This is a genomic window from Rhodoferax koreense, from assembly GCF_001955695.1.
Lineage (GTDB): Bacteria > Pseudomonadota > Gammaproteobacteria > Burkholderiales > Burkholderiaceae_C > Rhodoferax_B > Rhodoferax_B koreensis.
Genome location: NZ_CP019236.1, coordinates 961,520 through 975,152, shown reverse-complemented (window position 1 = coordinate 975,152; position 13,633 = coordinate 961,520). Strand labels below are relative to the sequence as shown.

Annotated in this window: 15 protein-coding genes; 12 read left to right on the top strand and 3 right to left on the bottom strand. The window is 72.3% G+C overall.

The genetic code is table 11. The annotated features are described in order from the left end of the window. The first annotated feature begins 39 nt into the window (after positions 1–39). From cobG to cobJ, 4 genes are read left to right on the top strand one after another with little or no spacing between them, the layout of a single operon-like run. Positions 40–1,251 (top strand): precorrin-3B synthase, encoded by a 1,212-nt coding sequence (gene cobG, locus RD110_RS04640; protein WP_204250024.1) that lies wholly within the window; start codon positions 40–42, stop codon positions 1,249–1,251. Next, a complete protein-coding gene (locus RD110_RS04635) occupies positions 1,235–1,867 on the top strand; it encodes a precorrin-8X methylmutase (protein ID WP_076197150.1) in 633 nt (210 codons plus the stop codon). The genes cobG and RD110_RS04635 overlap by 17 nt, the downstream gene beginning before the upstream one ends. Further along, complete coding sequence (locus tag RD110_RS04630; protein WP_076197148.1) at positions 1,867–2,604, top strand: precorrin-2 C(20)-methyltransferase; 738 nt, start codon at positions 1,867–1,869, stop codon at positions 2,602–2,604. Before RD110_RS04635 ends, RD110_RS04630 begins: the two co-directional genes overlap by 1 nt. Next, entirely contained in the window at positions 2,601–3,353 is a 753-nt protein-coding gene (gene cobJ / locus RD110_RS04625; RefSeq protein ID WP_076197146.1) for a precorrin-3B C(17)-methyltransferase, read from the top strand. Before RD110_RS04630 ends, cobJ begins: the two co-directional genes overlap by 4 nt. Here the strand turns inward: cobJ and RD110_RS04620 are convergent. Further along, positions 3,320–4,081, bottom strand: coding sequence for a cobalt-precorrin-6A reductase (locus RD110_RS04620; RefSeq protein WP_076197144.1), 762 nt, complete (start codon positions 4,079–4,081; stop codon positions 3,320–3,322). The genes cobJ and RD110_RS04620 overlap by 34 nt on opposite strands. On the opposite strand from RD110_RS04620, the gene cbiE reads away from it, so the two are divergent. From cbiE to cobF, 4 genes are read left to right on the top strand one after another with little or no spacing between them, the layout of a single operon-like run. Then, on the top strand, positions 4,080–5,270 hold the full coding sequence (cbiE, locus tag RD110_RS04615; RefSeq protein ID WP_076197142.1) for a precorrin-6y C5,15-methyltransferase (decarboxylating) subunit CbiE: 1,191 nt from the start codon (positions 4,080–4,082) through the stop codon (positions 5,268–5,270). The genes RD110_RS04620 and cbiE overlap by 2 nt on opposite strands. After that, positions 5,267–5,680 carry a cobalamin biosynthesis protein gene (locus RD110_RS04610; RefSeq protein ID WP_076204382.1) on the top strand — a complete coding sequence of 138 codons (414 nt, stop codon included), beginning with the start codon at positions 5,267–5,269 and terminating at the stop codon, positions 5,678–5,680. The genes cbiE and RD110_RS04610 overlap by 4 nt, the downstream gene beginning before the upstream one ends. Next, entirely contained in the window at positions 5,677–6,474 is a 798-nt protein-coding gene (cobM, locus tag RD110_RS04605) for a precorrin-4 C(11)-methyltransferase (protein WP_076197140.1), read from the top strand. The genes RD110_RS04610 and cobM overlap by 4 nt, the downstream gene beginning before the upstream one ends. Further along, entirely contained in the window at positions 6,471–7,226 is a 756-nt protein-coding gene (gene cobF, locus RD110_RS04600) for a precorrin-6A synthase (deacetylating) (RefSeq protein ID WP_076197138.1), read from the top strand. Before cobM ends, cobF begins: the two co-directional genes overlap by 4 nt. A gap of 24 nt (positions 7,227–7,250) precedes the next feature. On the opposite strand, the gene RD110_RS04595 is transcribed toward cobF, so the two are convergent. Next, positions 7,251–8,420, bottom strand: coding sequence for a sensor histidine kinase (locus RD110_RS04595; RefSeq protein ID WP_076197136.1), 1,170 nt, complete (start codon positions 8,418–8,420; stop codon positions 7,251–7,253). Further along, positions 8,417–9,154: a response regulator gene (locus RD110_RS04590; protein ID WP_076204379.1), complete on the bottom strand. Its 738-nt coding sequence runs from the start codon at positions 9,152–9,154 to the stop codon at positions 8,417–8,419. The genes RD110_RS04595 and RD110_RS04590 overlap by 4 nt, the downstream gene beginning before the upstream one ends. 188 nt (positions 9,155–9,342) lie before the next feature. Here RD110_RS04590 and RD110_RS04585 point away from each other — a divergent pair, with 188 nt between their 5' ends. From RD110_RS04585 to RD110_RS04570, 4 genes are read left to right on the top strand one after another with little or no spacing between them, the layout of a single operon-like run. Then, positions 9,343–10,791 (top strand): efflux transporter outer membrane subunit, encoded by a 1,449-nt coding sequence (locus RD110_RS04585; RefSeq protein ID WP_239467170.1) that lies wholly within the window; start codon positions 9,343–9,345, stop codon positions 10,789–10,791. Further along, complete coding sequence (locus tag RD110_RS04580) at positions 10,788–11,933, top strand: FtsX-like permease family protein (RefSeq protein WP_076197134.1); 1,146 nt, start codon at positions 10,788–10,790, stop codon at positions 11,931–11,933. Before RD110_RS04585 ends, RD110_RS04580 begins: the two co-directional genes overlap by 4 nt. After that, complete coding sequence (locus tag RD110_RS04575) at positions 11,930–12,661, top strand: ABC transporter ATP-binding protein (RefSeq protein WP_076197132.1); 732 nt, start codon at positions 11,930–11,932, stop codon at positions 12,659–12,661. Before RD110_RS04580 ends, RD110_RS04575 begins: the two co-directional genes overlap by 4 nt. Beyond that, on the top strand, positions 12,658–13,620 hold the full coding sequence (locus RD110_RS04570) for an HlyD family secretion protein (RefSeq protein WP_076197130.1): 963 nt from the start codon (positions 12,658–12,660) through the stop codon (positions 13,618–13,620). Before RD110_RS04575 ends, RD110_RS04570 begins: the two co-directional genes overlap by 4 nt. Positions 13,621–13,633 lie beyond the last annotated feature (13 nt).

Here is a 13,633-nt window from a genome sequence, read left to right as displayed (position 1 = left end):
CCCGGAGCCGAGCTTTCGCGGCATGCCCGCCTCCATCCGTTGTCCACTCCCGCCACCGTCACCTCCATGCGCGCGCCCCATGTCCATGGCTGGTGTCCGGGCGCCCTGCGCCCCATGGCGTCGGGCGACGGACTGGTGGTGCGCGTCCGCCCGCCGGGCGGGCGCCTGACCCGGGACCAGGCGCAGGGCCTGGCGGCCCTGGCCACCCGACACGCCTGGCCCGTCATCGAGCTGACCAGCCGCGCCAACCTGCAATTGCGCGGCGTGGCCGAAGCCGACCACCCTTCACTCCTGTCCGGTCTGCAGTCGCTGGGCCTGCTGGACGCCGATAGCGCCGCGGAATCGCGCCGCAACCTGCTGGTCACACCGTTCTGGCAGCCGGGGGATGGCACCAGCGCGCTGGCCCACCGCCTGAGCGAAGCCCTGGCCTCGCCACGGGCGCCCGACCTGCCCGGCAAGTTCGGCTTCGCGCTGGACTGCGCCGAGCGGCCGGTGCTGCGCCAGGCCTCGGCCGACGTCCGCATCGAGCGCGGCGAGCGCGGCTACCTGGTCTGCGCCGATGGCAGCCCCACGGGCGCGCCGGCCACGCTCGACGAAGTGGTCCCGATGGCACTGGCGCTCGCGCAATGGTTCGCGGACGCAGGCCGATCGGCAGGCGGGGCGGCTTCAGCGTCGAGGCCAACGCGCATGGCGGCGCTGCTGGCCACGACGAAGCTGCCGGCGCCGTTTGAGGCTGCGACCCGAGTCAGCTTCGCGCCTTCACCCGCGCCAGCCCTGCTGGGCCTGGTGCCGCAGGGGTGCATGGTCGGCTTCGAATTCGGCCAGCTGTCCGCCGACAACCTGGCCGCGCTGGGCACACTCGGGCCCTTGCGCGTCACGCCGTGGCGCCGCCTGCTGGTGGAGGGCCTGCACGCGCCGCCGGCCCTCGAAGGCCTGATCGACCGGAGCGACGACATTCGCCTGCGCGTGGCCGCCTGCACCGGCGCGCCGGGCTGTCCGCAGGCCTTCGCGGCCACGCGCGACCTGGCCCGCCAGTTGGCGCCGCTGGTGCCGGCAGACCGTTTGCTGCATGTCTCCGGCTGCGCCAAGGGCTGTGCCCACCCCGCCGCCACGCTGACGCTGGTGGCCACGGCCGCCGGCTTCGACCTGATCCATCACGGCACTGCCGCCTCCGTGCCCGACCGCGTGGCCCTGGACGCGACGGCGGTCGCCTCCCACCTGCAGAAACTGTTGCATGCGCCACACCTATGAAACCGATGGCGCCGCCATCTACCGCCAGTCGTTTGCGACCATCCGCGCCGAGGCCGACCTGGCGCGCTTCGGCGCCGCCGAGGAGATGGCGGTGGTGCGCATGATCCACGCCACCGGCATGGTCGGGCTCGAGGCCCAGGTGTTCTTCACGCCGGGCATGGCCGAGGCGACGCGCGCGGCGCTGGAAGCCGGCGCGCCCATCCTGTGCGACGCGAGCATGGTCAGCGAAGGCATCACCCGTTCGCGCCTGCCGGCGGGCAATGCGGTGGTCTGCACCCTGAAACACGCCAGCGTGCCGCAGCTTGCGCAGGCGCTCGGCACGACCCGCAGCGCCGCCGCGCTCGAACTGTGGCGGCCGCATCTGGCCGGTGCCGTGGTGGCCATCGGCAATGCGCCGACCGCGCTGTTCCATCTGCTGAACATGCTGCAGGAGCCGGACTGCCCCCGCCCGGCGGCCATCATCGGCTGCCCGGTGGGCTTCGTCGGGGCGGCCGAATCCAAGGCCGCGCTGTGGGCCGCGCCGCCGGCGCCCTCCATGGTGGTGCAGGGCCGGCTGGGTGGCTCGGCCATGACGGTGGCCGCCGTCAATGCGCTGGCCAGCCGGAGGGAGATCTGATGGGCCGCATCCTCTGCGCGGGCCTCGGCCCGGGCGACCCTGACCTCATGAGCGTGCGCGCCGACCGCGCGATCCGCAGCGCCCGCCACGTGGCCTACTTCCGCAAGAAGGGCCGGCCCGGCCAGGCGCGGCGCATCGTCGAACACCTGCTCGCGCCCGGCGTGGCCGAATACGCGATGGAGTACCCGGTGACGACCGAACTGGCCTTCGACAGCCCCGCCTACATCCAGCAGCTGGCGGCGTTCTACGACGACTGGGCCGCGCGGCTGGCCGCGCTCGCGCGCGAAGCGGATGTCGTGGTGCTGTGCGAAGGCGATCCGTTTTTCTACGGCTCTTTCATGCATCTGCACACGCGGCTGCAGGGCCGGCCGGGCGTCGAGGTGGAGGTAATCCCGGGCATGCCCGGCATGGTGGGCTGCTGGTCCGCCACGCAAACGCCCTTCACCTGGGGCGACGACGTGCTGGTGGTGCTGATGGGCACGCTGCCCGAGGCTGACCTCGTGCGCCACATGCGCACCGCCGACGCCCTGGTGATCATGAAGACCGGGCGCAACCTGCCGCGCGTGCGCAGCGCGCTCAGCGCCACCGGCCGGCTGGGCCAGGCCTGGCTTGTCGAGCGCGGCACCATGCCCGGCCAACGCGTGGTGCCGCTGGCCGAGGTGGACGGCAGCGACTGCCCCTACTTCGCCATCGTGCTGGTGCATGGCCAGGGCCGCCGGCCGGAGGTGCCGGCGTGACGGAAGCACACGGCTGGCTCTGCGTCGCGGGCCTGGGCCCGGGGGACGCCCGGCTCATCACGCCCGAAGCCGGCGAAGCCCTGGCGCAGGCCACCGACGTGGTCGGCTACCAGCCCTACGTGGCCCGCATCGCTGCGCGCAACGGCCTCACGCTGCATGCGTCGGACAACCGCGTCGAACTCGACCGCGCGCGCACGGCGCTGGCGATGGCCGCCTCGGGGCGCCGCGTGGTCATCGTGTCCTCCGGCGACCCGGGGGTGTTCGCCATGGCCGCGGCGGTGATGGAAGCGCTGGAAGGCGCGCCGCTGTGGCAGCGGCTGGACATCCGCATCCTGCCCGGCATCACCGCCATGCTGGCCGCCGCGGCGAAGGCCGGCGCGCCGCTGGGCCACGACTTCTGCGCCATCAACCTGAGCGACAACCTCAAGCCCGCGAGCCTCATCGAGGCGCGGGTGCGCGCCGCCGCTGGCGCCGACTTCGCCATGGCGTTCTACAACCCCCGCTCGGCCAGCCGGCCCGACACCTTCGGCCGCGTGCTCGCGCTGCTGCGCGAAGTCTGCGGCCCGCAGCGGCTGATCATCTTTGCGCGCGCCGTGTCCACACCCGATGAGCGCATCCACACGCTGACGCTGGCCGAGGCCACGGCCGTGATGGCCGACATGCGCACGTTGGTGATCGTGGGCAGCTCGGCGACACGCCGCGTGGGTCCGTTCGTCTACACACCGAGGTCGGCCCCATGCGCCGAATGATCGCAGCCGAGCCACCGCATCACCTCGGCCACGCTGCCCACCGTGTGCCGCGCGGGCAAGGCGGGCCGGTCGATCAGGATCACCGGCAGGCCCAGCGCGCGCGCGGCCTGCAGCTTGGCTTCGGCCCCCGTTCCGCCGGCGTTCTTAGCGACCACCTGGGTGATGCCATGGGCCTGCATCAGCGCCTGGTCGCCCGCCGCGGTGAACGGCCCGCGCGCCAGCAGGATCTCGCCATGGAGTCCCGCCAGCTCGGGCGCCGGATCCACCAGCCGCAACAGATACCAGTGCTGGCCGCGCGCCAGGAACGGCGCGACCTGCTGGCGCCCGATGGCCAGGAAGACACGGGCAGGCTGCGTCGGCAAGGCCGCCACCGCGGCATCGGTATCGGCCACGTGCCGCCACCGGTCACCGGGCTGTGCCGCCCAGGCGGGCCGTTCGAGCGCGAGCAATGCAACCCCTGCGGCGGCACAGGCGTCCACCGCGTTGCGGCTCATCCCGGCCGCGAAGGGATGCGTGGCGTCCACCACGTGGGTGATGCGTTCGGCCTCGAGCCAGGCCCGCAGGCCCGCCGGGCCGCCGAAACCGCCGACCCGCGTGGGAATCGGTTGCGGCAAAGGCGAGGCGACCCGCCCCGCATAGGAAAACACCGCGGCCACGCCGGCCTCGGCCAGCGCATGCGCGAGCTGGCTGGCCTCGCTGGTGCCGCCCAACACGAGCACACGCGGCATGGTTGAACCCTGGTTGTCGATCATCGGTATCGGAGAAGACGGTCTGGCCGGTCTCTCCGATGGTAGCCGCCACGCGCTGGCCCGCGCGCAACACGTGTTCGGTGCGCCGCGCCATCTGGCGCTGGCCGAGGCGGGGGAACGCGGCCGGTGCTGGCCCGTGCCTTTCGACGTGACGCCGGTGCTGGCCCTGCGCGGCACCCCGGGGCAAGCCGTGGCCGTGCTGGCCTCGGGCGATCCGTTCTGGTTCGGCGCGGGCGGCAGCCTGTGTGCGCAGTTGTCGCCGGGCGAATGGACGGCCTGGCCCGCGCCCTCCACGTTTGCGCTGGCCGCTGCGCGCCTGGGCTGGCGGCTGGAGGCCACGCAGTGCTTCGGCCTGCATGCCACGGCGTTTGCGCACAGCCGCGCGGCGCTGCATCCCGGCCAGCGGCTGATCTGCCTGTTGCGCGACAGTGCGGCCGTGGGCGACTACGCGCGCTGGCTCGCGGCGCTGGGTTTCGGCCCGAGCAGGCTCTGGGTGCTGGAGGCGCTGGGCGGCCCGAAAGAACGCGTCCGCGCGACCACGGCGCAGGGCTGCGCATGGACCGACGTGCAGGCCCCGGTCGCCGTCGCCGTGGAGGTGGACGGCGCGCCGGGCCTGCCGCGCAGCGCGGGCCTGCCCGATGCGGACTTCGCCCATGATGGCCAGATCACCAAATCGCCGGTGCGTGCGCTCGCGCTGTCGGCGCTGGCGCCACGGCCGGGCGAGCGGCTGTGGGACATCGGCGCGGGCTCGGGCTCGGTCTCGGTGGAGTGGTGCCTGGCCGGCGGCCTGTCGACCGCCATCGAGCAGCAGCCGCAACGCGTGGCCAACATCCAGGCCAACGTGCAGGGATTCGGCCTGTCGCATGCGCTGACGGTGGTGCACGGCCACGCGCCCGAGGCCCTGGCAGGCCTGCCGCCGCCGCAGGCCATCTTCGTGGGCGGTGGCTTCGACATGGCGCTGGCCGCCGTGTTGCCCGGCCTCGCACCGCGCGGCTGCCGCCTGGTCGTCAACGCGGTCACGCTGGAGACCGAGGCGGCGCTGCTGCAATGCCACGCCGTGCACGGCGGCGAACTGCTGCGCATCGAACTGGCCCATGCCGCGCCGCTGGGCCGCATGCGCGGCTGGCAGCCGAGCCGGCCGGTGGTGCAGTGGCGCACGGTGCTGTGAAGGCCCCGCCGCGCCGTGTCGCCGGCCTGGGGTTTCGCGGCGCAGCGACGGCGGCGTCGCTGCGTTCGGCCCTGGACAAGGCTTTGCAGGTGGCCTCGTGCCAGTGCGGCGAACCCGTGCCGCTGGCGGCGCTGGCCACGGCCTGCGACAAGGCCGCTGCGCCTGCCTTCACGGAATTGGCAGCCATGTTGAAGCTGCCGGTGCTGGCCGTCGCCTTGGACAGGCTGCAGTTGCAGGACGCCGCCGCCAGCGCCGCCGTGCCTGCGCGCTACGGCCGGCGCAGCCTCGCCGAGGCCGCCGCGCTCGCGGGCGCCGGGCCGGGCGCGCAGTTGCTGGCCGCACGCTGCGTGGGCGACGATGGCTTGGCGACCTGCGCCATCGCCGCCATCGCGGAAAATGCCGGGCCATGACCGTCCACTTCATCGGCGCCGGCCCCGGCGCCCCCGATCTCCTGACCCTGCGCGGCCGCGACCTGATCGCCGCCAGCCCCGTCTGCCTGTATGCGGGCTCCCTCGTGCCAGAAGGTGTGCTCGCGCACTGTCCCGCCGGCGCCCGCAAGGTCAACACGGCTTCTCTGTCGCTGGCGCAGATCATGGCCGAGATGGCGGCCGCCCATGGGCGGGGCCAGGACGTGGCGCGGCTGCATTCGGGTGACCTGTCGGTGTGGTCGGCCATGGGCGAGCAACTGCGCGGCCTGCGCGAGGCCGGCATCCCGTACACCGTGACGCCGGGCGTGCCTTCCTTTGCCGCAGCGGCCGCCACGCTCGGCGCCGAACTCACCCTGCCGGGGCTCGCGCAATCGGTGGTGCTCACGCGCACCTCGGGCCGCGCCTCGGCCATGCCCGCCGCGGAATCACTGGCCAACTTCGCGGCCACGGGTGCGGTGCTGGCCATCCACCTGTCGATCCACGTGCTGCCGCGCGTGGTGGCCGAACTCGGCCCGCACTACGGCATGGACTGCCCGGTCGCCGTGGTCTGGCGCGCAAGCTGGCCCGACGAACGGGTGGTGCGCGCCAAGCTGGCCACCATCGAGGCGGCGGTCGGCGACAGCATGGAGCGCACGGCGCTGATCCTCGTCGGCCACACGCTCGGGGCGGAGGACTTCGCCAAAAGCCGCCTGTATGCGGAGGACTACGACCGGCGCTACCGCCCGGTCGGCACGGCGCCGCGCTTCCCCGAGGAACGGGAAGGCCCCGCGGCGTGATTGCGTTGAGCCTGGTCGGCATCGGCACCGGCAACCCGGACCACCTGACGCGCCAGGGCGAGGCCGCGCTGAATGCGGCCGACCTGATCCTGATCCCGCGCAAGCGCGGCGACAAGGCCGACCTGGCCGAACTGCGCCAGGCCCTGTGCGCGGCCGTGGTCACCAACCCGGGCACGCGCGTGGTGGCGTTCGACATGCCACAGCGCGACAGCGCCGACCCCGACTACCTCGGCGGTGTGCACCGCTGGCACGACGCCATCGCCGCCGTCTGGCATGCCCACATCGCCAAGCACCTGCCGGCCGGCGGGCGGCTCGCCCTGCTGGTCTGGGGCGATCCCTCGCTCTACGACAGCACGCTGCGCATCGCCGATCGCCTGGCGCGGCGGCTGCCGCTGCGTGTGTCCGTCGTGCCCGGCATCACCGCGCTCCAGGCCCTCACCGCCGCCCATGCGATCCCGCTGAACGAACTCAACGCGCCGGTGATCATCACCACCGGCCGACGGCTGCGCGAACACGGCTGGCCGGATGGCGTGGACACGCTGGCCGTGATGCTCGACGGCGACTGCGCGTTCGCCACGCTCGATCCGGCCGGCATCTCGATCTGGTGGGGCGCCTACCTCGGCATGCCCGGGCAGCTGTGCATCGCCGGCCCGCTGGCCGAGGTCGGCGCGCAAATCATCCAGCAACGTGCAGCGGCACGTGCCGCCCACGGCTGGATCATGGACACCTACCTGCTGCGCCGGGGCGGCTGACGCCCACGGCCCGGCCGGGCCGGGTCAGCGCGCCGGCATGCGGACGGTGAAACGCGTGCCGCCGCGCGCCGAAACGTCGGCGGCGATGCTGCCGCCCTGGCGCACCACCAGCGCGGAGACGATCGACAGGCCCAGGCCGGACCCGCTTTTCGGGCTGGGCATGCCATTGGCGGTGCGCGCGCGAGAGAAGCGCTGGAACAAGGTCTTGCGCACATCCTCGGGCAGGCCCGGGCCGGCATCGCTCACGGTCAGCACGACGCTGTCGTCGGCCTCATCGAGCGCCACGCCGATCTCCAGCCAGCCGCCCTCGCTCGCGTGGCGCAGCGCGTTGTCGATCAGGTTCGACACCACCTGGCGCATGCGGTCCGGGTCGGCGTGGATCCGGGCTGCCTCGGTGTGCAGCCGCAACTCGGGATTGATGCCGCATTGCGCCAGCAGGTCGGCATGGCGTGCCAATGCGTCGGCCACCAGTGGCACCAGGTCCAGCTCGACGCTTTGCAGCGAAAGCCGGCCGGCATCGGCCATCGACAGGGTGTGCAGGTCGTCGACCAGCCGGCCCATGTGCTCCACCTGGTCCAGCAGGGTGCGGAACTCGGCCGGATCGGGCGCGATCACGCCGTCGCACACCGCATGCAGCCGCGCGCGCAGCACGGCCAGCGGCGTGCGCAACTCGTGCGAGACGGCCGCCGCTGTCGCCTTGCGTTCGCTCTCCAGCTGCTGCAGCGCATCGGTCATGTGGTTGAAATCGCGCACCATGTCGGCCATCTCGCCGCGCTTGCGGCCGGGCTCGGCGCGCACGGTGAAGTCGCCCAGCGCGATGCGCTTGGCGGCTTCGGCCATCGAGTACAGCGGCTGGGTCACCAGGCGCGACACCCAGAAGCCGGTGGCCAGGCCGAACGGCAGGCACACCAGCAGGCCGATGAGCAAGGCCCAGCGCTCGCTTTCGCCGAACAGCAGGTCGCCGTCCCAGTACTCCGAATAGATTTCGACGGCGCGCGGGCTCTCGTCCTGGTCTTCCATGCGCAACAGGTCGATTTCCCGGCGCACCTTGTCGGGCAGGCTGTTGTAGAAACTCTTGTACTGGTAATGGGCGAAGACCGCCACACTCGCGCCGAGGATGCCGATGGTGACCAGCACCGTGGCCGCGATCCACAGCCCGAAGCGGACCCAGATGCGATTCAGCAGACGATTCATGCGCCAGGCCAGAGCCTGTAGCCGATGCTGCGCACGGTTTCGATGAGTTCGCCGTGGCCGGCGTTCTGCAGCTTGCGGCGGAGCTTGCTCAGGTGCGAATCGATCACGCGGTCGAGCGCGTCGCTTTCGGGCAGGCAGGTCTCGATCAGGTGGCTGCGCGAGAAACAGCGGCGCGGCTGCGCCGCCAGGCAGGCCAGCAGGCGGAACTCGGTCAGCGTCAGCGGCAGCGGCTGCAGTTGGCCGTCTTCGTCCACGGTGGAAGCGCCATGGGCCTCCATGTCCACCACCAGGCGGCCGACCCGAATCGGCGCACTGCGCGAGGCTGCGGGCTTGGAGCCAGTGCGGCGCAGCACGGCGCGCACCCGGGCCACCACCTCGGCAGGGCTGAACGGCTTGACGACATAGTCGTCCGCCCCCAGCCGCAGGCTCAGCAGCTTGTCCACATCGTCGGCCAGTGCGGTGACCATGATCACCGGGGTCTCGCTGCCACTGCGGATGTTCTTCAGCACGTCCACGCCGTCCATGCCGGGCAGGTGGATGTCCAGCAGCACCAGGTCCGGACGCAACTGATTGAACAGCCGCAGCGCGGTCTGGCCGTCGCCCGCCAGTTGCGCCCGCATGCCGTCGCGCTGGAGGTAAGCGACCAGGATGTCGGCGATGCCGGGCTCGTCCTCGACCACCAGCACCAGCGGGCCGGGCTCGGCGGATGCACTGCGGTCTGAAACGGCGGACATGTTCACGGGATGGCGGCGATGCGGGGGTGGAACGGGATGGCCATTATCCACAGCGCCGGTGAGCCTCGCGGGCGCAAGGGTTTGCGGCCCGCCAGCCCTCCCCGTCTCCACGCGTTCTCCACACAAGCTGCAAAGCCGCGCAAAGTTGACGCGGTCCAATGCGGGGCCCTCTCCACCAATCGTCCGCCTTGCCCCGCGCCCCCTTCTTCCGTTCTGCCTCCCGAGGTTTCATCGCCACGCTGCTGCCGGCCATCGTCGCCGGCTGCGCTGCGCCGGCCTTGCCGACCTTGCCGGTGGCCGCGCCCGCGCAATGGCGTCAGGCGCCCGGACAGACCGTGGCGGCCCCCGCACCCGATCTGCAGAGCTGGTGGAAGGCACTTGGCGACCCGCAGCTCGATGCGCTGGTGGAGCAGGCCCTGGCGCAGAACCTGACGCTCGCCCAGGCCAGGAGCCGCCTGCGCCAGGCCCGCATCCTCGCCGGACGCGACAACATGGCGTACCGGCCCTCCGTTTCCGCCGGCGCCCGCACCCTGCAGGACGTCTCGGCCACCGACACCTATTTCCAGGCCAGCCTGGACGCCGTGTGGGAACTGGGCCTGTTCGGTGCGCGCGAATCGATCCAGCGCGCAGGCCAGGCCCGGCTCGACACGGCGGCCGCGAGTACCCAGGCCGCGCGTGTCTCGCTGGTCGCCGAGGTGGTGCGCAGCTATGCCGATCTGCGCGCGGCGCAGGTGCAGCAGGACCTGCTGCAACACATGGCCGATCTCGACGCCCAGAGCCTTGCCCTGTTCAGCGTGCAGCGCCAGCAGCGCCTGGGCGCGCCCGAAGAAAGAGCCCAGGCCGAAATCCGCATCGCCCAGACCCGCGCGCAACAAAGCCAGCCGCGGCAGATCGCCGAGCACGCGGCGCAGGGCCTGGCCGTGCTGCTCGGCCAGGCCACGCCGGACGCCGCCTGGCGCACGGCGTCGAGCTGGCCACCGCGGTCGCAGCCCGGCCTGCGCGACTTCCGTCTGCAACAGGTGCCCACCGACCTGCTGCGCTACCGCCCCGAGATCCGCAGCGCCGAAGCCGATGTGCTGAAGTCCGCCGCCGAACTCGGCAGTGCCACCTCCGAGCTATATCCGCGCATCACGCTCGGCGCCTCGCTGCTGTACGCGCACAACATCACCCAGAACCGGCGCACCAACACCGACAACGTGCCCGCGCTCGGCCCGCTGATCGACATTCCGCTGTTCGACTGGGGCCGCCGGCGCGCCGCGGTGGATGCGCAGAAGGAAGCGCTCGACGCTTCGCTGCTGGCCTACCGCCAGGCGGTGCTCGAAGGCGTATCCGAAACCGAGTCGGCGCTCAGCGCGCTGCAACTGAGCGGCGAACGGCGCCAGCAGCTACAGACCGCGCGCGACCTGCTCGCACGCCGCGTGGACGACCAGGCCACGCTGGCACGCCTGGGCCTGGCAAGCCGGCTCGACGGCCTGGGTGCCGAACGCGCGGCGCTGCAGGCGTCCATGGAAGTCGCCGCGGCCGAGGCCGCCCACACCCAGGCCTTCGTGGCGCTGTACAAGGCCCTCGGCGGGGCCCCCATCCCGGCGGACGAGGCCGACGGCCTGGCGTCCCGAACGGCCCAGGCGGCCCCATGATCGCGCTGGCCCGCAAGACCATGGTCCACGAATGGCGGCGCTTCGTGCCCGCCGTGTTCGCCGTGGGTTTCTCGGGCGTGCTGCTGGCGGTGCAGGCCGGCCTGGTGCTGGGCATCTTCGGCAGTGCCGCGGTCTACGTGACGGCATCCTCGGCCGACCTCTGGGCGGGCTACCCCGGCACCCAGAGCGTCAACTTCGGCCGCGACGTCGGCCCCGACGTGGAGATGCGGCTGCGCATGGACCCGGCCGTGGCCGACGTCGAGCCCTACCTCTGGGTCGAAGGCGACTGGCGCAACAACGAACGCACCGGCGGCGGCGTGCCGGTGTTCGTCTCGGGCATCCGCACCGGCACCGATGCCATGATGTTCTCCCGGCTGCTGCCGCCGCGCACGCGCCAGCTGCTGCGCGAACCCGGCGCGGTGATCGTGGACCGCTCCGACCTCGCCCAACTGGGCACGGCCGTGGGCAGCGGCGCCTGGGTCAACGGCCAGCGCGTCAACGTGGTGGCCGCGCTCGGCGGGCTGCGGGCGCTCGGCGGCGTCAACGTGCTGGCCTCGCAGGACACGGCGCGCCGGCTGCAGGCCGGCGAAGCCACCGACGGCGCACCCGGCTCGACCTATTTCGTGGCCCGGCTGCGCGACCCGGCGCAGGCGGCGGCGGCGCAGTCGCGGCTGGCCGCCGAAACGCGCTCGTTCGGCCCGTTCTCGGTCTGGCGTGCCGGCGAATTCGCGCGGCGTTCCCAGCTGTACTGGATGTTCGACACCGGCGCCGGCATCGCGGTGCTGTTCATGGCGGCCATCGTCTGCCTGGTCGGCGCGGTGGTCACCAGCCAGTCGCTGATGGCCGTGGTGGCGGCATCGGCGCGCGAATACGCCATGCTCAACGCCCTGGGCGCCAGCCTGCTGTCGCTGAGCCGCGTGGTGCTGGAACAAGCCTGCTGGATCGGCGGGCTGGGCCTCGTGGTCGGCGGCCTGGCCAGTGCCTTGCTGCTGCGCCTGGCAGCGTGGTACGACGTGCCCGTCGACATGAACCTGCCGGTGGCGCTGGCCTGCGCCGCGCTGGTGGTGGGCCTGGCGCTGGCCTCGGGCCTGATCGCGGTGCGGGGCCTGTCGCGCGCCGAACCCGCCATGCTGCTCCGATGAAGACACCGGACATCCATGCTTCGGACGCCAGCCTGGAGGCGCGCCAGGTCAGCAAGTCCTTCATGTCCGGCGCGGTGCGGGTGCACGTGCTGCAGGGCCTGTCGATCGCCATCTACCGGGGCGAACTCACGCTGATCTCCGGCCCGTCGGGCTGCGGCAAGAGCACGCTGCTGTCGCTGCTCAGCGGACTGCAGTCGCCCGACCAGGGCCAGGCCTGGGCGCTCGGCGAAGACCTGGGCCGCATGAACAAGCGCCAACTCGAACGCTTCCGGCTGCAGCACACCGGCTTCGTGTTCCAGGGCTTCAACCTGTTCCCGGCGCTGACCGCGCGCGAGCAGGTTCAACTGCCGCTGGGCTACCTCGGCCTGTCGAACCGCGACACGGGTGAACGCGCTTTGCGCGCCCTCGACGAGGTCGGCATGGCGCACCGGGCCGACGCCCGACCAGCCCAACTCTCGGGCGGCGAGAAACAACGCGTGGCCATTGCGCGGGCACTGGCCAAGGAACCGCAACTGCTGTTCGCCGACGAGCCGACCAGCGCGCTGGACGCCGACAACGGCCAGAAGATCATCGACATCCTGCATCGCATTGCACGCTCGCACGGCACCACGGTGCTGTGCGTCAGCCACGACCCGCGCCTGGTGCGCCACGCCGACCGCGTATTGACCATGGAAGACGGCCTGATCAAGAACGACTGGCAGCCTCAAGCTCTGGAAATCCCCGCATGACGACGAATCCGACCTGGCCGGCATGGCCTTTCAAGCTGGCAGCCCTCGGCCTGGCAGGGCTGCTCGGCGCCTGCTCCGGCCACGACACCCCCGGCATGGCGAAAGCCAACGCCGCTACGCCGGCCAGCGCCCCGAACGCCCCGGCCGGCCCGCGCGAACTGGCCATGGCGCGCGGCAAGATCGAGGTGCAGGGCGGCCTGCTCGAGGTGATGGCCCCGCTGGACGGCACCGTCGAAAGCCTGGCTGTGAAGGAAGGCGACAGCGTGCGGCGCGGCCAGGTGCTGCTCAAGCTCGCCCCGGAGCAGGCGCGCTTGGACGTGGCGCTGGCCCAGGCCGAGCTCAAGCTGGTGCAGGCCCGCCAGCGGGCCCAGGCTGCGCGGCTGCCGGCGGCGCGCCAGTTCGCGCAACGCACTGGCGAGGCCGCACGGGCCGGGGCGCTCGATCCGCAACGCGCCGAAGAGGCGTTGCAGGCGCAGCGCGACATCGAATCCGCCGCCGCGGTCTTCGAGGCCGAAGCCGCGGTGTCGCGGCAGAAGCTGGCGCAGGCCCAGTTGGCGGTACAACGTCAGACACTCAGCGCCGCCGTCGATGCCAGCGTGCTGCGGCTCAACGTGCAGCCCGGCACCCGCGTCTCGACCCAGGCCGCGAAGCCGGTGATGGTGCTGTTGCCCCGCCGGCCACTGATCGTGCGCGCCGAGCTCAACGAAAGCTACCTGGCGGCCATCAGGCCCGGCACGCGTGCCAGCGTGAGCGTCGACATCGATGGCGCGAACGGCAAGCCGCCCGCGCCGCTGGAAGCCCACGTCGTACGGCTGGCCGAAGCCTACGGCGCGAGCCGGCTCGACGACGACGTGGCCGCGCGCGGCAATCTCCGCGTCGTCGATTGCTTCCTCGAATTCGACGCGGCACCGGCAGGCATACGCCTGAGCCAGAACGTGAGGGTCAGTTTCCATGAATAGCCACAAGGGTGAT

Excerpts from the sequence above, each read along its gene's own strand:
- RD110_RS04635 (WP_076197150.1), top strand. The coding sequence starts at position 1,235 with ATGCGCCACACCTATGAAACCGATGGCGCCGCCATCTACCGCCAGTCG.
- RD110_RS04630 (WP_076197148.1), top strand. The coding sequence starts at position 1,867 with ATGGGCCGCATCCTCTGCGCGGGCCTCGGCCCGGGCGACCCTGACCTC.
- cbiE (WP_076197142.1), top strand. The coding sequence starts at position 4,080 with ATGGTTGAACCCTGGTTGTCGATCATCGGTATCGGAGAAGACGGTCTG.
- RD110_RS04620 (WP_076197144.1), bottom strand. The coding sequence starts at position 4,081 with ATGCCGCGTGTGCTCGTGTTGGGCGGCACCAGCGAGGCCAGCCAGCTC.
- cobM (WP_076197140.1), top strand. The coding sequence starts at position 5,677 with ATGACCGTCCACTTCATCGGCGCCGGCCCCGGCGCCCCCGATCTCCTG.
- RD110_RS04595 (WP_076197136.1), bottom strand. The coding sequence starts at position 8,420 with ATGAATCGTCTGCTGAATCGCATCTGGGTCCGCTTCGGGCTGTGGATC.
- RD110_RS04590 (WP_076204379.1), bottom strand. The coding sequence starts at position 9,154 with ATGTCCGCCGTTTCAGACCGCAGTGCATCCGCCGAGCCCGGCCCGCTG.
- RD110_RS04580 (WP_076197134.1), top strand. The coding sequence starts at position 10,788 with ATGATCGCGCTGGCCCGCAAGACCATGGTCCACGAATGGCGGCGCTTC.
- RD110_RS04575 (WP_076197132.1), top strand. The coding sequence starts at position 11,930 with ATGAAGACACCGGACATCCATGCTTCGGACGCCAGCCTGGAGGCGCGC.
- RD110_RS04570 (WP_076197130.1), top strand. The coding sequence starts at position 12,658 with ATGACGACGAATCCGACCTGGCCGGCATGGCCTTTCAAGCTGGCAGCC.